The 18907-nt window shown below is 65.5% G+C and carries 19 protein-coding genes and 1 pseudogene; 7 read left to right on the top strand and 13 right to left on the bottom strand.

The features are described from left to right. Positions 1-38: 38 nt before the first annotated feature. From IEV64_RS08035 to IEV64_RS08015, 5 genes and pseudogenes are all read right to left on the bottom strand, one after another. Positions 39-706, bottom strand: a pseudogene (locus IEV64_RS08035) (transposase domain-containing protein). 194 nt (positions 707-900) lie between these two features. Next, the gene (locus tag IEV64_RS08030) at positions 901-1548 is read right to left on the bottom strand and encodes an MBL fold metallo-hydrolase (RefSeq protein WP_188423586.1); all 648 of its coding nucleotides are present in this window, start codon (positions 1546-1548) and stop codon (positions 901-903) included. 151 nt (positions 1549-1699) lie between these two features. Then, complete coding sequence (locus IEV64_RS08025) at positions 1700-2131, bottom strand: universal stress protein (RefSeq protein WP_007274805.1); 432 nt, start codon at positions 2129-2131, stop codon at positions 1700-1702. 578 nt (positions 2132-2709) lie between these two features. Beyond that, positions 2710-4191 carry a tripartite tricarboxylate transporter permease gene (locus IEV64_RS08020; protein WP_188423585.1) on the bottom strand — a complete coding sequence of 494 codons (1482 nt, stop codon included), beginning with the start codon at positions 4189-4191 and terminating at the stop codon, positions 2710-2712. Further along, positions 4191-4706, bottom strand: a complete 516-nt coding sequence (locus IEV64_RS08015) for a tripartite tricarboxylate transporter TctB family protein (RefSeq protein ID WP_007274806.1) — start codon at positions 4704-4706, stop codon at positions 4191-4193. The genes IEV64_RS08020 and IEV64_RS08015 overlap by 1 nt, the downstream gene beginning before the upstream one ends. A 295-nt stretch (positions 4707-5001) precedes the next feature. Between IEV64_RS08015 and IEV64_RS08010 the strand changes: the two genes are divergently transcribed. Beyond that, positions 5002-5649, top strand: a complete 648-nt coding sequence (locus IEV64_RS08010; protein WP_007274807.1) for an MBL fold metallo-hydrolase — start codon at positions 5002-5004, stop codon at positions 5647-5649. 249 nt (positions 5650-5898) lie between these two features. On the opposite strand, the gene IEV64_RS08005 is transcribed toward IEV64_RS08010, so the two are convergent. Further along, complete coding sequence (locus tag IEV64_RS08005; RefSeq protein WP_007274808.1) at positions 5899-6942, bottom strand: zinc-dependent alcohol dehydrogenase; 1044 nt, start codon at positions 6940-6942, stop codon at positions 5899-5901. Between the two features lie 239 nt (positions 6943-7181). Here IEV64_RS08005 and IEV64_RS08000 point away from each other — a divergent pair, with 239 nt between their 5' ends. From IEV64_RS08000 to IEV64_RS07990, 3 genes are all read left to right on the top strand, one after another. Beyond that, a complete protein-coding gene (locus IEV64_RS08000) occupies positions 7182-8192 on the top strand; it encodes a Bug family tripartite tricarboxylate transporter substrate binding protein (RefSeq protein ID WP_049920519.1) in 1011 nt (336 codons plus the stop codon). A gap of 197 nt (positions 8193-8389) precedes the next feature. Next, positions 8390-9079, top strand: a complete 690-nt coding sequence (locus tag IEV64_RS07995; RefSeq protein WP_004065137.1) for a 4-carboxy-4-hydroxy-2-oxoadipate aldolase/oxaloacetate decarboxylase — start codon at positions 8390-8392, stop codon at positions 9077-9079. A gap of 225 nt (positions 9080-9304) precedes the next feature. Continuing rightward, a complete protein-coding gene (locus IEV64_RS07990) occupies positions 9305-10078 on the top strand; it encodes an IclR family transcriptional regulator (protein ID WP_188423584.1) in 774 nt (257 codons plus the stop codon). Positions 10079-10138: 60 nt separating this feature from the next. On the opposite strand, the gene IEV64_RS07985 is transcribed toward IEV64_RS07990, so the two are convergent. Further along, positions 10139-11035, bottom strand: a complete 897-nt coding sequence (locus IEV64_RS07985) for an NAD-dependent epimerase/dehydratase family protein (protein ID WP_188423583.1) — start codon at positions 11033-11035, stop codon at positions 10139-10141. A 329-nt stretch (positions 11036-11364) separates the two neighbouring features. Between IEV64_RS07985 and IEV64_RS07980 the strand changes: the two genes are divergently transcribed. Together IEV64_RS07980 and IEV64_RS07975 are read left to right on the top strand one after the other, a co-directional pair. After that, on the top strand, positions 11365-12033 hold the full coding sequence (locus tag IEV64_RS07980; protein ID WP_188423582.1) for a type I 3-dehydroquinate dehydratase: 669 nt from the start codon (positions 11365-11367) through the stop codon (positions 12031-12033). A gap of 580 nt (positions 12034-12613) precedes the next feature. Further along, a complete protein-coding gene (locus tag IEV64_RS07975) occupies positions 12614-13288 on the top strand; it encodes a type I 3-dehydroquinate dehydratase (RefSeq protein ID WP_188423637.1) in 675 nt (224 codons plus the stop codon). Positions 13289-13363: 75 nt separating this feature from the next. Here the strand turns inward: IEV64_RS07975 and IEV64_RS07970 are convergent, their stop codons facing one another. Next, complete coding sequence (locus tag IEV64_RS07970; RefSeq protein WP_188423581.1) at positions 13364-14314, bottom strand: homoserine dehydrogenase; 951 nt, start codon at positions 14312-14314, stop codon at positions 13364-13366. Continuing rightward, entirely contained in the window at positions 14311-14844 is a 534-nt protein-coding gene (locus tag IEV64_RS07965; protein ID WP_004970351.1) for a hypothetical protein, read from the bottom strand. The genes IEV64_RS07970 and IEV64_RS07965 overlap by 4 nt, the downstream gene beginning before the upstream one ends. A 562-nt stretch (positions 14845-15406) precedes the next feature. Between IEV64_RS07965 and IEV64_RS07960 the strand changes: the two genes are divergently transcribed. Then, positions 15407-15853 (top strand): ester cyclase, encoded by a 447-nt coding sequence (locus IEV64_RS07960; protein ID WP_007274815.1) that lies wholly within the window; start codon positions 15407-15409, stop codon positions 15851-15853. A gap of 241 nt (positions 15854-16094) precedes the next feature. Here the strand turns inward: IEV64_RS07960 and IEV64_RS07955 are convergent, their stop codons facing one another. The 4 genes from IEV64_RS07955 to IEV64_RS07940 form a co-directional block, all read right to left on the bottom strand. Beyond that, positions 16095-16826, bottom strand: a complete 732-nt coding sequence (locus IEV64_RS07955) for a DUF8116 family protein (RefSeq protein WP_188423580.1) — start codon at positions 16824-16826, stop codon at positions 16095-16097. A gap of 117 nt (positions 16827-16943) precedes the next feature. Continuing rightward, the gene (locus tag IEV64_RS07950; RefSeq protein ID WP_188423579.1) at positions 16944-17408 is read right to left on the bottom strand and encodes an OsmC family protein; all 465 of its coding nucleotides are present in this window, start codon (positions 17406-17408) and stop codon (positions 16944-16946) included. A 64-nt stretch (positions 17409-17472) separates the two neighbouring features. Then, positions 17473-18081 (bottom strand): DUF8054 family protein, encoded by a 609-nt coding sequence (locus IEV64_RS07945; protein ID WP_049920536.1) that lies wholly within the window; start codon positions 18079-18081, stop codon positions 17473-17475. After that, positions 18078-18851, bottom strand: a complete 774-nt coding sequence (locus tag IEV64_RS07940) for a nucleotide-binding protein (RefSeq protein WP_188423578.1) — start codon at positions 18849-18851, stop codon at positions 18078-18080. The genes IEV64_RS07945 and IEV64_RS07940 overlap by 4 nt, the downstream gene beginning before the upstream one ends. Positions 18852-18907 lie beyond the last annotated feature (56 nt).

Genomic DNA, 18907 nt, shown 5'->3' with positions numbered 1-18907 from the left:
TATTGAGAAACCTAACGCGTTTCCCCCGCTGGCACTGTCTAGTTAGTGACCTCCTCGACCGGTGTTCTTCCGTCGAGCGATTGATGCGGTCGTTGGGCAAGTAGTATTGCATAAATAAGACAAGATAATCGCAGACGACCGCGTGACTGACCACCGAGGGATCACAGAAGTGTTCGACTCGGATTTCACGGGTTTGAAACCACGTTCCGGCGAGGTTTCGCTCAACGTAGTCAAGCCGACCGCTCAATCCTAATCGAGAGATTGCAGTCGGATAATCGGAGCCGTCAACGGGGATCACAGCGCCTGAGAGACCGTGTTTCTCAGAGAGCCGATGGAGAAACGCTGCAGCCGGATCAGCACTATTTCGTCCGAACGATTCGACGTCAAGAATCGGTTTTGTCTCGATGTTTATTGTAGTAATTATACAAGACTAACCGCCATCGATTTTGGCATCGGTCTCGTCGACCGCAATCCGTTTCGGTTTCGTCTCAGGCGGGTTGTGACGACTAACAGCCAGCCGACATGTGAACGTCCAGACGCCTTGGTGAGAGCGTTGAACGCCAAGCAGCCGGAGAATCTCTGTTGTTATTTAAGTAAAGTTAGTCGTCCGGAGTTGGGCGTCGAACGCCCTAACGGGCGTCCTCAGAACGCTCCGCGTTCTGACGGGCGCACGAGAGCTTTGCGAGTCTGGGACGTCGCCGTCCACTACGCGCTCAAATTTCTTCATAACCCGCCGCAAAGCGCTCGCTGAGCCGGTCTGCGGACTTCATCCCGAATTAGCTCAACGACCTGCTCGTTCCTCAAACTGACTTAACTAGACAGTGCCGGCTCTCGGATCGCCGCTAGCTGTGCGTCTCCGCGGCGGCCCGTCGGGTGCGTCGCCGACCGACTCGAAACGGCTCAGTACGACAGCGTCCACTGACGGTCGATGAGCCAGTCGTCCAACTTCCCGAGCGGGTCCTCCTCGACGTGCGTGCCGTGGCTCACGAGGACCGTCTCGATGTCGTACTCGAACAGTTTGACGAGGTTCCGCTCGGCTTCCTCGTGGCTCAGGTCGTTGAACTGCGCCGCCGGCGGGACGAGGAACCCCGGCGGGAGGCCGCGGCGGTCCGACCCCTCGACCACGTCGCCGGCGATGAACACGCCGTCGTCCTCCAAGAGCAGGCCGCTGTTTGCGACCGTGTGGCCCGGGACCTGCACGATTCGAATCCCGCCGTCGAGCACGTCGTCGTGGCGGAAGTGGCGGTCGGCCTCGACGTCGAGCGCGTCGTAGAACCCCTTCGCGCCGCCGGGAACGAGCAGTTCGGGGTCGAACGCGTCCAACACGGCGGGGGTCCCGCCGAAGTGTCCCTCGTCGCCGTGGGTGATGACGAGTCGGTCGACGCCGCCGAACTCCGACTCCAGAATCTCGACTAACTCCTCGCCGTCGTCAGGGAACGCCGCGTCGACCAGCGTGGTCGCGCCGGTCGGTCGGTCCTCTATGACGAACACGCGGACGTGGTCGAACTGTATCGTGTACACTCCGTCTGCGACTGCGGTCACTGTCATGTGCAGTCGACGCTACGACGAGCCGCGATAAAAAGGGGGACGCGCGTTCTCACGCGCGTGTAACGGGTATCCGGCCGTCGGCAACCGACCGTCGGCAACCGACCGCCGGCACCGAGCGGCGGGTGGCCGAGAGTCGCCACCCCGAACGACGCTACTCCGCGTCGGCGAGGGTCGACACGACGGGACACGACGCGTTCAGGAGAATCGACTGGGCGACGCTCCCGAACAGCATCTTCCCGGTGCGCGAGCGGCGTCGCGGGCTCACCACGATGTAGCTCGCGTCCTGCGCTTCGGCGTACTCGATGACTTCGTCGGCCGGGTTACCGACGAGCCCCACCGTCTCGTACGGGACGTCCAGCCCCGACACGGAGTCTGCGGCCATCTCGGCGGCCGCCGACCGAATCTGTTCCATGTCCTTCGGCGCTTCGGCCTGCGCGCTCGTCAGCCCGAGGTCGACGAACTCCGAGCGGGTCAGCGCGTGGACGACGTGGACCGATTCGTCGAACGCCGCCGCCAGCGATGCGGCTTCCGCGACAACGTGTGATGACCGACCTGAACGGTCGACCGCTGCAACAACGACCATACCTGCGTGTACCACGGTGGGATATAATATCGTTTCGCCGAATCCCACTCGAAGCGACCACCGACCGGCGCGTCGACGCGACTCGCGGTCTCGATTCGCGGTTTCGATAGCCGACGCGACTCGTGAATTCGACCGTCGAACCAGGCGTGCTTTCAACGATGTCGTAATCAACTCGAAATCGGACGAAATTCGTGACACAGGTACGTCTGTAATTCCGAGGTGAATAGACAGAAAATTACCCCTGTATTTCAACATCATCGAAATAATGGCGATCAGTTCAATCGGTTCGCCCGCGACATCGACGCGGTCGCGTGGGGGCTGTGGGAAGCGGGCGAACACAGAAGCAACTGGGGAGGGCGGGTGAGAAACGAAGAGGACAGCAGGTAAACGGAGAGAACAAGGTTCAGCCAGCCGTCGTGACCAGTCTCGGTGTCGGCTCCGGGCGCGTCTCGCCGGCTGTCGAAGCGCCGCACGCGTCGAGAACGCCGAGCGGTGCGCTGGTCGGGTGCAAACGGCGGGACGGAACCAGACGGAGGAACGAACGCGGCGTGAGAAAAGCGGTGAGGTCTGCGGCGTCGTTACGCGCGAAGCGAGCGCACGGTGGGGAGCGCAATCGCGCCCAGACCGAGCAGGATGATGACGAGGGCGATGGGGCTCGTGAGGAAGATGGTCGGCGAGCCGCCCGAGAGGACGAGCGACCGACGGAGGTTCTCCTCCGCGATGGGCGCGAGGATGAGCCCGAGCACCATCGGGGCCAGCGGATAGCCCCGGAGCCGCATCGCGTACCCCAGCACGCCCGCACCGAGCATGATCCACGCGTCGAACACGTTGCCGCGGAGGGCGATGGCCCCGATGACACACAGCACGAGGATGGCAGGCCAGATATGGGACTTCGGGATGTTGATGAGGCGCGCCCAGTAGTTCGCGCCGAGCATGCCGAAGATGAGGATGAACACGTAGATGAGGAGGAACCCGACGAAGATGGTGTAGAGCAAGACCGGCTCCTCTTGGTACAGGCCCGGACCGGGGTTCACGTCGTGGACCAACAGCGCGCCGATGAGGATGGCGGAGACGGAGTCGCCGGGGATACCGAGCGTCAGCGTCGGAATCAGCGCGCCGCCGGTGCTCGCGTTGTTCCCGGACTCGGCGGCCGCGACGCCGCGGATGTTCCCATCGCCGAACGACGGGACGCTGTCTTTGAGCCAGCGGGTGGCTTCGTTGTACGTGATGAACGCCGCGATGTCGCCGCCAGCGCCGGGAATCGCGCCGATGAACGACCCGAGGATGCCCGACCCGACGCTGACCGGCGCGATGGACCGCAGGTCCGAAAGCGAGGGGAACACGCCGGTTATCTCCTGGTCGACGCGGTCGTTCCCGCTGTTGATGCCCTGCGAGTACTTGCGGAGCCCCTCGGCGATGCCGAACAGGCCGATCATGACCGCGATGAACTCGACGCCGGTGAGCAGTTCGGGAATGTCGAACGTAAAGCGGTGGAAGCCGGTCACGGGGTCGATACCGACCGTCGCGACGAGCATCCCGAACAGACCCGAGACCATCCCCTTGGTGAGCGAGTCGCCGCTCACGCTGGCGATGATGGTCAGTCCGAAGAAGGCGAGCGCGAAGAACTCCGGGGACCGGAACCGGAGGGCGATGTCGGCGATGACCGGCGAGAAGAACATCAGCGCGATGACGCTGATGACGCCGCCGACGAACGACGCGATGGTGCTCACGCGAATCGCGCGGCCGGCCTCGCCCTTCTGGGAGAGCGGGTGGCCGTCGAAGATGGTCGCCGCCGCCGACGGGGTGCCCGGCGTGCGGATGAGAATCGCCGGAATCGACCCCGCGTAGACCGCACCGCCGTAGATACCCAACAGGAGAATCATCCCCTGACTCGGCTCCATCGTGAAGGTGAACGACAGCAGGACCGCGATGGTCATCGTCGCCGTCATCCCCGGAATCGAACCCATGAGGATACCGAGTAATATCCCGCTGACCATGAGCAGGAGGACGAACGGGTCGGCGAGGTTGACGAGCGCCTGAGTGATATATTCGACGACCATCAGAAGGTCACCACCAGCGGAAGTTGCGGCAGTAGCCGCGACACCGGGATGACGCCTTCAGGCAGGCGCACGAGGAAAATCCGGGCGAAGATGTAGAACAGCGCGATGGGGAACCCAATCGACAGCGCCACACCCAGCAGTTTCGACCGGATGTCCGAGTAGTAGAGGACGACCGGCATGAACAGCATAGTCGACACGAGGAACCCCAAAACCGGCATCAACAGGACGTACCCGACGAGGAACGCCGCGACGGCGGCCGCCGGTCTGAAGTCGAACTCCGAGATTTCGAGTTCCGTCTCGGAACCGGTCAGCACGTCGATACCCGCGAAGAAGATGATGCCGACCGACACCGCTATCGGGAAGAACGACGGCCCGACGCCGTCACCCGACGGGAACTGGCTCGCGAAGAAGATGACGACGGCCGAAAACAGGATGAAGAAGACTGACAGCGGACTTGAACGAACACTCTCCAAGCCGATTCTATCAAGGACGGCCCCGACTTTCTGAATGACCATTATTTGTTCTGCCTCGTGGTATGATACCAAGCAATCGTATGTAATAAACATATTGGTCTTTCCGCGGCCGCTCGGGGCTGAAAGTCACGATTTCGACACGAAGACTACGTGCGGTCGCGACTATCGGCCAGTCGCGGTCGGAACTCGCTATCGAGAGTGGACGTTCGCACACACCGAGGCGGGTCTCGGCGGGCGAGCGATACAGTAGTGGATCTGATAGCTCTGCCGTCGAGGGCGCCGCGTTTCGCGTCCATCGATAGAATTAACCAGCGTTACGAACTACCCTTCCACCGGAATGAGTGTTAGCAACGTCACCGAGGGTATCGACCAGATTCAGTTCGAACACGTCCGAGTACTCGTGTTGAAGGACACGCCGGCGGGGAAGACGACGCTCGTCGACACCGGCTTCGACGAGGACGGCGACGAGTTAGTCGAGATTCTGGAGCGGGAGTACGGCGGCGTCGACCGCGTCGTCATCACCCACGGCGACCACGGCCACCACGGCGGCCTCCCGTCGGTGATGGAGGCGTTCGACCCCGAACTCGTCGCGTCGGCCAACGAGTCGAAGCTCCACGAGGCCATCGACTACGAGCCGGACGTGGCGTTCACCGACGGCGACGTGCTCGACGGGAATATCCGCGTCATCGAGGTGCCGGGCCACACGAAGGCGACGTCGGCGCTCCTGCTCGAAGACCGCGGCATCCTCATCTCCGGGGACACCCTCGACGGGGCCGACCGCGCGGGCCTCCCCGCGGGGTATCTCCTCCCGCCGCCGGCGCTATTCAACGACGACCACGAGGCCGCCGAAATCAACCTCTACGACCTCCTGCAGTACGACTTCGAGACGCTTCTCGTCTTCCACGGCTCGCACGTCTTCGAGGACCCCAAGGGCAAACTCGACGACTTCCTCGTCGAGCGCGAGTGGGACCCCCGGCCGGAGTGACCACGCCCCGTCGAACCGAGCGACGCCGGCGGCGTCACCCACCTCGATAGCCCACCAACGGCATGCTTTTCCGACGACCGACCGCGGAGCGGCCGCGCTGAATCCGGACCGGCGGAGAGTCAGGCGAGCGGTGGAGGAACTGCGGCCGCGATGCTCCGGCTGTGAAACGAGCCGTGGCTGAGAGTCGAACTGTCGCAGAAAGTCGAACCGTCGCTGAGGGTGACTGCGAGCGAGACGAAAGCGGTCGCGTCAGTCCCGAAGGACCGAAACGTCGAACACCGGCTTGCAGGTCTCGCCGGAGAGGAACGCCTCGAAGGCGTCTTCGGACTCGGTGAGCCGGAACCGGTCGTCGAGGAACGTGGCGTGGTCCACGTCGCCCGAGCCGATGAGTCGGAACGCCCGCTCGAAGTCCTCGAAGGTCGCGCCGTAGGTACACTGGAGGTCGACCTCCGCGCGGACGAGCGGCGTGTACTCCATCGTGGTCTCGCCGGTCTGACCGACGAGGACGATCTGGCCGCCCTTGCGGACCTGCTCGACCGCCATCGGCAGTCCCGACGGGTGGCCGGTCGTGTCGAACACCACGTCGAAGCCGACGCCGCCGGTCAGGTCGCGCTGGGTGGCGGTCAGGTCGTCTTCTTCGATGTTGACCGCGGGGTAGCCGAGCTCCTCCGCGAGCGGCAGTCGGTAGTTCGTGTCCCGACCGACGCCCGCGACGACGACTTCAGCGCCCTGCGAGGCGGCCACCTGCGCGCAGAGCAACCCGATGGGTCCCGGCCCGGCGACGAGCACTCGGTCGCCGGCCTTGACACGGGAGTTCTGAATGACCGCGCGCGTACAGATTGCCGTCGGCTCGACGAGCGCCGCGTGTTTCGGTTCGACGTTCGACGGGACCGACTGGAGCGCCGACTCGGGGACGGCGATGTAGCCGGCGTACGCCCCGTCGAGGTCGATGCCGGTCAGGGTCGCGTCCTGACAGATGCTCTCCTCGCCGATCTGGCACTGGAAACACTCGCCACAGCCGCGAATCGGGCGCTCGACCACGCGCTCACCGACGGAAAACCGGGTGGCTTCGTCGCCGCGCTCGACCACGCGGCCGGTGTACTCGTGGCCGATGATAGTCGGCATATCCATCCGCTCGAAGGCGGACTTGAACTTGTAGATTCCCGCGTCGCTCCCGCAGAGTCCGGCGTAGTCGACTTCGATGAGGACCTCGTTCGACGCCGGCTCGGGCGTCTCGACGTCGAGGAGTTCCATAGCTCCGGGCTCTCGGCTCGTTTTGGCTAACCCGCGCATACATCTCCTTGAATACCGCCGGGGTATAAATCTACGCTCTTGGGGGAGAAGCTTGCGGGGTCGGCCGGCGGGGACCCGCGGATTGCGGGGGCCTGAAATCGCGTCGCGTGCGCGAGTCCCTATGTTCTGCCGCGCGCGGTGGCACGACCCGTCCGAACTGCACCGCGATACCGACCGTCGCGCCATATTCGGAGGGACCACAATGCTTATTGTATGGATTGTTCAAACATTCGGGTACAATGGGAGACGACACCATTAGCAATCGGAGTGGACCCAGCGCGCTGAACAGACGGAACTTCATCAAGGCCGCCGGCGTCGGCGGAGTGGCGCTTTCTGCCGGCTGTCTCGGCAGTCTCTCCGGCGAGCAGGAGTGGCCCTCTCGGCCGGTCGAAGTCATCTCCCCGTGGTCGGCCGGGGGCGGAGCCGACCGGACCAGTCGCGCGGTCGCCGACGCGGCCGAGAACCACACCGATGTCTCGTGGAACGTCAGCAACCAGACCGGCGGCTCCGGCTCGGTCGGGATGAACGCGGCGGCCAACGCCGAGCCCGACGGCCACACCATCGGCTGTACGGCCCCCGAAATCGCGCTGTTCGAGCACCTCGGAATCGCCGACCTCAGCCCCGACGACATCACGCCCATCATGCAGTACACCGAGTTCCCCGCGGCGCTCGTCGTCAGCGAGGACGCCGAGTTCTCCACGCTCGACGAGTGGATTACCTACGGGCAGGACAACACCCTGCAGATGGCGAACTCCGGCTTCGGCTCGTCGTGGCACATGGCCGCGGCGGGTATCGCCAGCGAGGCCGGCGTCAACGTCGAACACATCTCCTACGAGGGTGCCGCCCCGGCCATGACGGCCGTCGTGAACGGCGAGGTCGACTGTACCGCGGTCGGCGCGGCCGAGGTCGCCCCGCAGGTCCAAGACGGCGGGCTGTCCGCCCTCGGCGTGGCGTTCGACCAGCAGGTCGAGGCGCTCCCGAACACGCCGACGCTCGCGGACCAGGGCCTCGACATCTCCATCGGCTCGTGGCTCGCGCACTTCGCGCCCGCCGGCATCGACGACGAGCTGAAACAGCAACTCGCCGACGTGTACAGCGCCGTCTACGAGGACGACTCGTTCGTGGAGTTCATGGAGAACAACAACTTCATCCGCGTCGAACGCGGCCCCGACGAGCTCCAGGACTTCCTCGACCAGCAGTACGAGTTCTACGGCAACCTCGTCGACGAACTCGGCATCGAAGAGCAGTAACGCCGCAGTCGAATTCCGAGCCCCGCGACCGACCGACTCACCACGCGACACGTACCTGCGCCCTTCTCCCTTTCGTCGGCTCTCACGTCGCCGCGAGCGACGGCACTCCCGACCGGGGCGTGCCCGCGACGCTGGCGCGGAGTGCAAGCGTTCGACCGACCGATAGTTTAACGTGAATCGTCCGCGTCGGGTCGGGTATGCACACGATAGAGCCCGACGTAGAGCGACCGGACCGCGAACTCGTCGAGGCGTTCGAGGAGATCCCGAGCACCATCGTCTCCGACGTGACCGGCAACATCGGACTGACCATGGACGCCGGCCTTCGCCCCGCCTACGACGGCGTCGAGATGGCCGGGACCGCGGTCACGGTGAAGGCCGCCCCCGGCGACAACCTCATCATCCACAAGGCGATTACGCTGACCGAGCCCGGCGACGTGCTCATCATCGACTGCGACGGCTACACCGACACCGGCCACGTCGGCGAACTGATGTGCACCTCGTGTCAGGCCAACGGCCTCGCCGGACTGGTCATCGACGGCGCGTACCGCGACAGCCGGGAAATCGCCGAGATGGAGTTCCCGGTGTACGGCCGCGGCGTCAACCCGCAGGGACCGCTCAAGCAGGACCCCGGCTCCATCAACGTCACCGTCTCCGTCGGCGGCGTCAGCGTCGACCCCGGCGACATCGTCATCGGCGACGACGACGGGCTGGCGGTCATCCCCCGCGAGGGAGCCGAGGAAGTCCTCGAACGCGCCCACGAGAAGCTCAGCGCCGAGGACTCCGTCCGCGAGGAAGTCCTCGAGGGCGAGTACCTCTACGAACTCAACGGCTACGACGAGCTGTTCGAGAACCTGACCATCGTCGGTCCCGAAGACTCGATTCAGTAGCGGCACCGAAACGCGACGCGGCAGGCGGCGACCGCGACTGCCCCGAGAAGGCCGCGCCTCGACTGTCATGCCATCCGCGCGACCCGCGGTTTTTCCCGAGCACTCGACCGATAGCGAGCGGCGCGTCGGTCCCGCGACGCCGGCGGTCGTGACGATTCTCCCCGAACTCCAACATCGTTGAAACGAACCGGTGCTATTAGGGACGCGGTGGCCCATCGTCGAGTCATGACGAACTCCACCGGGTCGGGCTCGCGGCGGATACAGAGCGTCGGACAGGCGTTCGACATCATCAGATATCTTCGCGAGGCCGACGGCGCGACGCTGTCGGAGACCGCCGAGGACATGGAGATGCCGGTCAGCACGGCGCACATCCATCTGGCGACGCTCGTGGACACCGACTACGTCGTCAAGGTCGGAAACGAGTACCGCTGTAGCCTCCGGTTTCTGGAGATGGGCGGGTCGATGCGCGACGGGATGGCGCTGTACCGGGTCGCCAAGCCGGAGCTCGACGAACTGAAAGAACAGACCGGCGAGCACACCAACGTGACGGTCGAGCAAAACGGGTTCGCCGTCCAGCTCTACAAGGCCCAGAGCCCGGAGTCAATCGACGACGACGCGCCGCTCGGCGACCACCTCTACCTGCACTCGACGGCGACGGGGAAGGCGATGCTCGCGGAGCGCTCGCGGGACGAGGTCGACCGCATCGTCGACCGCCGCGGCCTCCCCGCCCTGACCGACGACACCATCACCGACCGCGAGGCGCTCCACGAGGAACTCGAAGCGATTCGCGACCGAGGCTACTCCATCAATCGCGGGGAACACTACCCCGGTGTCTGCGCCGTCGGGACCGCCATCGTCTCCGAACCGGACGACGCCGTCGGTGCGATAAGCATCAGCGGCCCGATGAGCCGCATCGAGGACGGCCGCATCGAAGAGGAACTCGGGCCGGCGCTCCTGAACAAGAAGAACATCATCGAGCTGAAAATCAAGCAGTACTGAGCGGGGGGTCTCAGCGCCGTCGGGTGCGGTCGCCGCGCTCGGCGGCGGTCGCTCGTCGTCTCACTCCGGCGGGCTGTCCCACTCGGAGCCGTCGTCGGCCGGTTCGTAGTCGAGGACCGCCTTCGCGTGGTCGATATCGAACCAGCGGGCCTTGTTGCCGCTCACGGCGTAGAACGTGTCGTAGGTGACCGACTCGTCTTCGAGACAGCATTCGAGCAGGTGCGCGAAGTCCCGCTGGGAAGTCCACGTCGCCTTGAGCCGCTTGACCATCTCCTCGTACTCGGGACTCCCGCGCTCCCACGACCCCGTCTGCGACTGGTCCCACACCTCTCCCTCCTCGACTTTGTGCTCGTCGCCGCGGTCGACGCCGCGCTCCGCGTCGCCGTAGGGGTGGTCGTACCGCTCGGTCCGGACGCTGGAGATGCGAATCGAGTAGACCTGGTTCGGCGCGCCGTCGCGGCGGGCGTGCGTCCGACAGATGTGCTCGCCGAACACCTTCGAGGCACCGTAGTAGCCGTCGGGCTTCGGGAGCGTCTCGTGGGTGAGTCGAAGCGGGTCGTACTCGCTGGGATAGTCCTCCTCGTAGAGGTCGGGCGCGAGGTCCTCCTCGTACAGCCCCATCACGCGCTGGGAGGAGGCGTAGATGAGCTTCTCGACGCCGGCGTCCTCCATCGCCTTGAGGACGTTGTACGTCCCCATGATGTTCGGCTCGATGATGTCCTCGAAGGCCGCGCCCGCGTCGGACTGCGCGGCGAGGTGGATGACGGCGTCCTGCCCGTCGAACGCCGGGCGGATGGCCTCGTAATCCGCGATGTCGGCGACGAACGTCTCGTACTCCGGATGCTCGGTCCGGTCGAGATACGTGAACTCGTACTCGTCGCGCTCCGCGAGGTGGTTGAGAATCGCTTCGCCCGCCTCACCGAACGGACCCGTGACTAGCACTTGCTGCGTAACCATCGTTACTGAGGGATACGGAACTCCCCAATTTAAATCTTGGTGGCGGCGGTAAGTTCGTCTCAGTCGAAACAGTGCCGTCACTGACCCTCGATTTTCGACATCGTTGAAATAGATTCGGCCTGTAAGACCATGTTAATTACAGAAGTAGCATTGTAATGTCTATCGGTAAAACCGCGTCGTTGACCGAGATTCCGTGTTCTCGCACGGTTCCAATATTGTCGAAACGGCGGCGTGCGTGACTGTGTGTCGGGTTTCGAGGGGCTGACAGGTAACGCCGAAGCGCGCTCGGCGGGGAACTATTTTTATACGAGTGCTCGGTATCCAGTTCCATGGCTGGGGACGCATACGCGTTGGCCGGAGTGACCGAGACGCTGACCGAAGCGGCGGCCGCGGAGGGCATCGCCGACTACGTCGAGTTCCGGATGGACGGGGCGACCCACCCGCTCGACGCGCTCGACGAGTACGACGGGACGCTCCCGCTCATCGTCTCGAACCGGCCGGAGTGGGCCGGCGGCACCGCCGGCGAGTCCGACCGACTGGAGACCCTCGCGGCCGCCGCCGCGTTCGACGCCGTCGAGACGGTCGACGTGGAACTGCGGACGATTCGCGAGTGCGAGTGGCTTCGGGACGAACTGCGCGAGCACGACGTCGAACTCATCGTCTCCCACTACGACCGACAGAGTACCCCTCAGAAATCAGAACTGTTACAGATAATGTCAGAATGCAGTGAGTACGGCGACGTGGCGAAGCTCGTCGTCTCCGCCGAGGAGAAGTCGGACTCGCTCGCGCTGTTACAGTCGTTCAACGCCGCCTCCGAGCGGGGCGTGCGAGTCACCGGCTACGCGTTGGGGGAAATCGGCCGCCACACCCGCGTTATCGGCGTTTTCTACGGTGCGTCGATTGCCTATGCGCCCATCGTTAGCGACGAGCACTCTCCGAACGACATCGACCTCGGAAAGCTGTCGAACCTCCTCGAATGGGTCTCTTCGGCGCGGTGAATTCCGGGGAACACGCGTCGTGCTTCGACGTGGTCGCTCGCGCCGAAGCGGCCGATGCGTCCGCGGAACCGTCCCGGTTGTCGGCGCGGCGGCGCGTCTCGATTCAGCGGTGTCGCGGCTGGGTCTACGACAGTACTATCAGATATGTTTGAGTAATTCTGAGTTGTTAGGTTCTGTTCGGGTCGGGTGCTGGTCGGCCGAGCATCGGTCGGACGGGGGACCGAACAACTGCTCCGCGCGTCCACTCGCGAGCCCCACCCGTTCCAACGGATACCGACTGCGGGTTCGTTCGCACCGCCGGGGGAACAGATAGCCGACCCTGTGGGTCGAACGTCGACGATTTCTCGGAGGCATTCAAGTCACCGCCTCGTAAACTTCGGCTCAGGCTCGACATCGTCGATGAACGTTCCGGAGAATCCGCCGAAAACGGCGTCTCTCACCGCCTACGAGGAGGTAAGAACTCTTGCGCCGACAGCTAACATTTATAGGCGACGGGGTGATAGGCGTTCACATGAAACTCGACGAGTCTGCACTGGCGGCGACAACAAACGACCTCACACGAGAGGTAGACGCACGAGGGGTGGCAGACCTCATCGAATTCCGGATGGACAAAGCGGACGACCCGCTCGAACAACTCGCCGCGTACGACGGCGAACTCCCGATAATCGCGACCAATCGCGCTCGCTGGTTCGGAGGGAAGGCGAGCGACACCGGACGACTGGACGACCTGTTTTCCGCATCTCGGTACGACGCCGTGGAGTTCGTCGACATCGAGCTCGAGACCGTTCGCGCCAAGGAGTGGCTGGCCCACGAGTTCCGCGAGAACGACGTCCAGCTCATCATCTCGCATCACGACTTCGAGGAGACGCCCGACCGAGACGTGCTCGACGCGATTATCGAGCAGTGCGCGGAGTTCGGCGACATCGCGAAGGTGGCGGTGTTCCCCCAGAACCAGCGTGACACGCTCACGCTCTTGGAGGCCGTCAACGACGCGACCAACCGCGGCATCGACGTCGCCGGCATCTCCATGGGCGAAATCGGGAGCCACACGCGCGTCATCGGCCACCTCTACGGGTCGAAACTCGGATACGCGCCCCTCCTCGCGGACGACAACGACTACGCGCCGGGGCAGATTCCGCTCGAAAAGCTCGCCTCGCTCATCGAACTCACCAAAAACGAGCGCGTCGACGGGCAGGTCATCGACACCATTCGGAGCGAGGTGTCGGTGCCGAAGGAACTGACGCTCTCGGACTGACGACTGCGACCCGCCGGTCGCCCGCCGTCAGCAGACTCGTTTCATCTCTTTTCGCCGCGGACTCGGCCGCCGACGTCAGTCGGCAAGTCGCTTGACGTCCGTCAGCACCGCGCTCGCCGTCTCGGGACCGCCGGCCCCTTGGCCGGTGATGCCGAGTCGACCGCAGTAGTCGGCTTCGATTTGGACGGCGTTTTCCGTTCCCGACGGGGCGACCGCCCCGTTTTCGGGCACCAATCGCGGGCCGACGCGAACCGCGCCGTCCGCGACTTCGACGATGAGTCGAATCGTCTGGCCGTCCTCGGCGGCGAGGTCGAGCATACTGCCCGAAAGCTCCTGAATCCCCTCGACGTCGGCGTCGTCGAGCGTGTACTCCGTCTCGCCGTCCGAGAGGACGTTGGCGACGATGACGCCCTTGAGCGCCGTGTCCGTGCCGTCCACGTCGAAGGTCGGGTCGGCCTCGGCGACGCCGAGGTCTTGGGCTTCCGCGAGCACGTGCTCGTAGTCGAGGCCCTCGGCGGCCATCCGCGAGAGGACGAAGTTCGCCGTCCCGTTCAGCACGCCGTAGACAGCCGACACCCGCGACGAGCCCACGTCCTCGATGGTCGAGAGGATGGGAAGCGCGCCGCCGACGGTCGCGCCGAAGCGGACGGTCCCCTCGCTTTCGGCTTCGAGCGCGCGCAGGTCGGCGTACCGTTCCGCGACCGGGCCCTTGTTCGCGAGCACGACGTGGCGGTCGTCGGCCAGCGCGCGCTCGACGTGCGAGAAGCCGGGTTCGGCGTCGCCGAGCGTCGTCGGCGTCGCCTCCACCAACACGTCGTAGTCGGCGTCGAACACCGACTCGGGGTCCGCGTCGCCGACCACGCCTTCTTCTCGCTTCTTCGACAGCACCGCGTCGGCGTCGATGCCGTCGGCGTCGACGACGGCGCTTTCCGAGTCCGCGAACGTGGTCACGACGTGGCCGTGTTCGGCGGCCAGTTCGACGACGGCGCTTCCGACCGCGCCGGCACCGAGGACGCAGAGTCTCACGCGCGACCCCCCACCGTCAGCGGCTCGACGAGCTGGAGGTCCTTCTCGTCGGCGATGTCGCGCATCGCCGAGAGGACGTCTTCGGTGGACCCCGATTCGGCGGCCAGTTGCAGGCGGGCGCTGGAGACGTCGATAGAGCCCGCGGGCGCGGACAGCGAGATGTCGGTGACCGTCGCGTTCCGCGTCGCCTCGATCTGCGTCAGCGTGTCGGAGAGGTCCGTCTCGATGAGGTGACCCGAGAGGATGATGGTCAGACGCTCGCTGTAGCGCTCGGTCCCGGCCTGAATGACGTTGATGCCGGCCTCGCTCAGCCCCTCGACGATGTTGTCGAAGCGGTCGGGCGTCGCCTCGATGTCGACTTCCACCGGGATGTAGCCGCGCGGGGTGACGTTGCCGCGCTCGTGGAAAATCGAGAGGAGGTTCCCCCCGTGTTCGGCGATGGGTTGCAACGAGCGCAGGAGTTCGCCGGGCTCGTCGACGAGTTCGAGTCGGAGCGTGTACGCCTGAACGTCGTTGCGGACCTCACTCATCCGCACAACACCGTACTACCGTGTCGTTCATTGTCGGAAATCGAGCGAGCACACCCATATACGTATTGCGTTCGAACGGGTCGGTCGCCGACTGCGACCGTCGGCCCGTCTGCTGTGAGAGAGTCATCACTGAGGGTTCGCCGTACGTGCGTCGGCCCGAAATGTACTCAGGTTCACTACAAAGATTACCGCACCCGGATACCGTGCGCGAATCGGGTTGTGCTCGCTTTACACACAAGCACTATCGAGGGCAACACTCCCGACTCGGGTGTGTGTGCGAACATCGTGCAAATACCGCCGTATTAATCCAGAATTGTTTTATTTACGTCTGTTTGGGGCATTTTCTATCGTATTATTCATTTTCCACTCGCTGAGCGTTCGTCGGTCGTGTTCGTGAGCGCCGCGAGTCATGCATTAATAAAACACAGACGCTTCCGCGACACTCCATTTACAACGAATAATAGTTAACATCTCGCACGGCGTATACGCTGGTGTATCCGCCGCCGACGGGAAGTGAGAGGGTTGCCGTCTGTGGACGGGTGCGACAGAAGGAAACACAGAGATGGCATCAGCAAGCACACCGACACCGACGCCGACCGGGAACGAGCGACTCGCTCGACGCTTCCCGGAGGAAGTCGCGAGCGAGGGGAACATCGGCCTCGTCGACGAGATTTGCGCCGCGGACGTCCGCGACCACAGTCCGCTCGGCGAGGTCCGCGGACGCGACGAACTCAAAGCCCAGATTTCGGGGCTCAAAGCGTCGTTCAGCGACTTCTCGGCGACGGTCGAAGACACGGTTTCGGCGGGCGACACGGTCGCGATGCGCGTCACGCTCCGCGGGACCCACGACGGCGCGTTCATGGGCATCGAACCGACCGGGAAGTCCATCGAGGTGGGAAACATGGTGTTCACCCGCATCGAAGACGGCGTGATCGCCGAGCGGTGGGTCCAGCCGGACATGCTCGGCATGCTCACGCAACTCGGCGCTGTCGAACTCCCCGAGGCGTGACCGACGCCGAAGCCGATACCGTTTGCGCGACGAACGCACGGCTCGACGGATGAGAAGGAAGAGCGCGGACGACCGGGCACCCGCCCGCACTCCACGGACACTGGGGAAAAACCTCCCCGGTATACGCAACCCAAGTGCAGGTATCTACCTGCAGTAGACGCGTACTACCTCCACCGTTAAAACATTTTTCAAATGTCATATGATGCGTGTGCACTGAACGCACACCTCGGCGACCGGTCGGTCAGCCGTCGAACGTCGACAGTCGGCGGCGCTCCCGCGCGAGGATTCGCGCCCAGTAGTCGAACAGGGCGCTGTCGACGTCGTACACGTCGGCGATGCGGCGGACCCACTCGTCGTCCGAAAACAGCAGTCGCTGGAAGGTCCGCACGTCGGGGTCGAGTTCCGTCCGCCGGCCGGCGTAGTAGGCGACGGTCTGCTCGCGGGTTCGCTCGACCAAAAGCGGGGGGACGAAGACGCCCGACTCGCGGGCGACGTAGGCGAACCACTCCAGGTGGAGGACGGCGTCGGCGAGGACGAACCGCTCGGCGAAGCCGTCGACGTACGCCGTCGCGGGCCGGCCGTCGACGTACACGTCTTCCGGGCGGGAAAACCGCGGCACCGACAGGTGCGGGAGGTCGTCGGCGTACCGTTCGGCGACCCGCCGGAGCCGGAACTCGGCGTAGGCACACGGGGCCGCGAGGCCGAGTTCGTACCACAGCGGCATCCACTGGCAAAACGGGTCGCAGAACACCGCGTCGGCCAGCAGGTCGGCGGCGACGGAGCGGGCGAGGTCCGGGGGCAGGTCGGTCCGTCCCGCCCGCATGGCGTCCGTCGCGCGGACCACCCGCGACTCGAAGTCGCCGACGCGAAACCCCATGCCCGCCGCCACGTCGTGGACGTACTCGGCACCGATTCGGTACCAGTCGGCGAAGTCGGCGGGGCGGCGGAGTCGAAGGAGGCGCAGGACGGTCACAGGAAGAGTACGGGGGACGGCGGTTTGGCTCTATCCCCGTGGCGAGACGGCGAAAAAGGCGGCGGGGTCGACGGTCGATTCCCGCGGCGGCGACGGGCGGCGACGGGCGGCGGTCGCTCACTCCCGCCGGTCGAACGAGAGCGCGAGCGGCGTCGCGGTGCTCAGGTTGTCGCTGACCGGACAGCGCGCTTCGACCGCGGAGAGCCACGCGCCGATTGTCTCGGCGTCGGCGTCGACGTCGGCGGTGACCGCGACGCGAATCTCCTCGTAGCCGGCGCGGGCATCGTCGCGCTTGCCCATGAACTTCGCGGGGTCCAGGCCGCCCTCGATGGCGATTTCGAGGTCCCGAACGTCGAGGTCCATCTCGCGGGCGACGACGTGGGCCGTGACGTTCAGACAGCCGGCGAGCGCGCCGAGGACGTACTCGACGGGGTTCGGCCCGGCGTTCGCCCCGCCCAGCGATTCGGGCTCGTCGACGACGAACTCGAAGTCCCGGACGGAGACGCGGGTTTCGGTCGGCGATGCGGCCTCCGCGGCGACGGCGAAGGTCAGGGTCTGGCTCTGGGATTTCTCGGTGGACATACCTAGAGGGACGCACGGCGGAACGATAGCCACAGAAGGCGGTTCTCAACCGCTGAGAAGCGTGTCAGCGACTGTCCGGGCCGGCGTCAATCGCGGCGGCGTCAGCGTCGTCGGCGGAGTCGGTATCGTCGGCGTCGTCTGCCAACACGTCGTCGAGTCCCCACTCCGACGCCCTCGCGCGGGCCTCCTCGCGGGCCTCGGACCGAATCTCCTCGATCGCGTCGGCGTCGGCGAGGAACGATTCGACCGCGCTCTGGTCGCGGCCCTCCTCGCGGCGGGCGTCGGGGGCGGCGTCGACGGTCTTCGCCGCCAATCGCTCGTCGCCGGCGAGGACGCGGGCCGGCTCGCCCGGCGGGACGCGGAACGCCTCGACCTCGTGGGCGTCCGCGAGGGCGTCGGCGTCGACGGCGTGGACCGCGGCGCGGGTCGGGCCGGTGACCGCGAACCCCTCCAGCCCGTCGCGGCCGCCGACCTCGCGCTCCGTGTCGTAGGCGAGGACGGGAACCCCGTCTTCGAAGGTGACGACGCCGCGGGTGGTCTCGCCGAGGAGGAGCGCGTCCTGCGGCTCGAAGACGACGTAGCCGGTGAGTTCCTCGTCGAGCACCGTCCGAAGCACCGCCGCCGCGTCGTCGACGACGCGCGACCGGCGGAGCTCGCCCCGTGGGATTCTCATATCCGCTCGGGGACGACGGCGCTTTTGAACCGCTCTGCGACCTCGCGGCCGTCGCCGTCGCGCACGTCGAGGCGGGCGGCCGCCTCGCGGAAGGCGTCCGCGGCCGGGCCGTCGGGCGCGTGTTCGAGGAGGGGCTTGCCCTCGCGGCGGGCCGCGCGGACCGCGTCGCTCTCGGGGACCGACGCGAGCGTCTGCCCGCCGAAGTAGCGGCCGGCCTGCTCCGCGATTTTGTCGACGTTCTCGTCGGGGCGCACGCGGTTGAACACCACGCCCGCCGTGTCGGTGCCGTAGGAGTGGGCGTACTCCTGGACTTTCAGCCCGTCGGACAGCGACGGCACGGTGGGTTGGAGGACGACGACGATGCGGTCCGCGAGGACGACGGGGAGCACCGCGCTCTTCGAGCCGAGCGCGGCGGGCGAATCGAGGAGGAGCACGTCCGTGTCGGCGGCGAGCTCGGCGACCACGTCGCGGAGGCGACCGGGGTCCGCGGCCTCGAACGCCGCGAGGCTCGTCCCGCAGGGAACGACCGACATGCCGAACCGCTCGTACACCGCGTCGGACACCGCGGCGTCGCGCTCGTCGACGAGTAAGTCGTGGAGCGTCACGTCGGCGTCGTCCAATCCGGCGTGGAAAAGCAGGTTCGCCATGCCCGTGTCCGCGTCGATGACGGTCACGTCGTAGTCCTCGGCGAGCGCCATTCCCAGCGCGAGCGTACTCGTCGTCTTCCCGGTGCCGCCCTTCCCGCTGGCGACGGCGAACGCCTCGACCATGCCACCACGTCCCCGGTGATTTCGCATAAGTGTTCGGAACGGGTGTGGACGCGCGC

It is taken from the genome of Haloferax sulfurifontis (assembly GCF_014635105.1).
Lineage (GTDB): Archaea > Halobacteriota > Halobacteria > Halobacteriales > Haloferacaceae > Haloferax > Haloferax denitrificans.
This window is presented reverse-complemented; position numbering and strand designations above follow the sequence as displayed.

Coding starts and splice junctions, on each gene's coding strand:
- IEV64_RS07945 (WP_049920536.1), bottom strand. CDS start 18,081: ATGAGAATCCCACGGGGCGAGCTCCGCCGGTCGCGCGTCGTCGACGAC.
- IEV64_RS08020 (WP_188423585.1), bottom strand. CDS start 4,191: ATGGTCGTCGAATATATCACTCAGGCGCTCGTCAACCTCGCCGACCCG.
- IEV64_RS08015 (WP_007274806.1), bottom strand. CDS start 4,706: ATGGTCATTCAGAAAGTCGGGGCCGTCCTTGATAGAATCGGCTTGGAG.
- IEV64_RS07965 (WP_004970351.1), bottom strand. CDS start 14,844: ATGAGTGAGGTCCGCAACGACGTTCAGGCGTACACGCTCCGACTCGAA.
- IEV64_RS07960 (WP_007274815.1), top strand. CDS start 15,407: ATGGCATCAGCAAGCACACCGACACCGACGCCGACCGGGAACGAGCGA.
- IEV64_RS07995 (WP_004065137.1), top strand. CDS start 8,390: ATGCACACGATAGAGCCCGACGTAGAGCGACCGGACCGCGAACTCGTC.
- IEV64_RS08025 (WP_007274805.1), bottom strand. CDS start 2,131: ATGGTCGTTGTTGCAGCGGTCGACCGTTCAGGTCGGTCATCACACGTT.
- IEV64_RS08000 (WP_049920519.1), top strand. CDS start 7,182: ATGGGAGACGACACCATTAGCAATCGGAGTGGACCCAGCGCGCTGAAC.
- IEV64_RS08005 (WP_007274808.1), bottom strand. CDS start 6,942: ATGCGCGGGTTAGCCAAAACGAGCCGAGAGCCCGGAGCTATGGAACTC.
- IEV64_RS07950 (WP_188423579.1), bottom strand. CDS start 17,408: ATGTCCACCGAGAAATCCCAGAGCCAGACCCTGACCTTCGCCGTCGCC.
- IEV64_RS07940 (WP_188423578.1), bottom strand. CDS start 18,851: ATGGTCGAGGCGTTCGCCGTCGCCAGCGGGAAGGGCGGCACCGGGAAG.
- IEV64_RS08030 (WP_188423586.1), bottom strand. CDS start 1,548: ATGACAGTGACCGCAGTCGCAGACGGAGTGTACACGATACAGTTCGAC.
- IEV64_RS07980 (WP_188423582.1), top strand. CDS start 11,365: ATGGCTGGGGACGCATACGCGTTGGCCGGAGTGACCGAGACGCTGACC.
- IEV64_RS07985 (WP_188423583.1), bottom strand. CDS start 11,035: ATGGTTACGCAGCAAGTGCTAGTCACGGGTCCGTTCGGTGAGGCGGGC.
- IEV64_RS07990 (WP_188423584.1), top strand. CDS start 9,305: ATGACGAACTCCACCGGGTCGGGCTCGCGGCGGATACAGAGCGTCGGA.
- IEV64_RS08010 (WP_007274807.1), top strand. CDS start 5,002: ATGAGTGTTAGCAACGTCACCGAGGGTATCGACCAGATTCAGTTCGAA.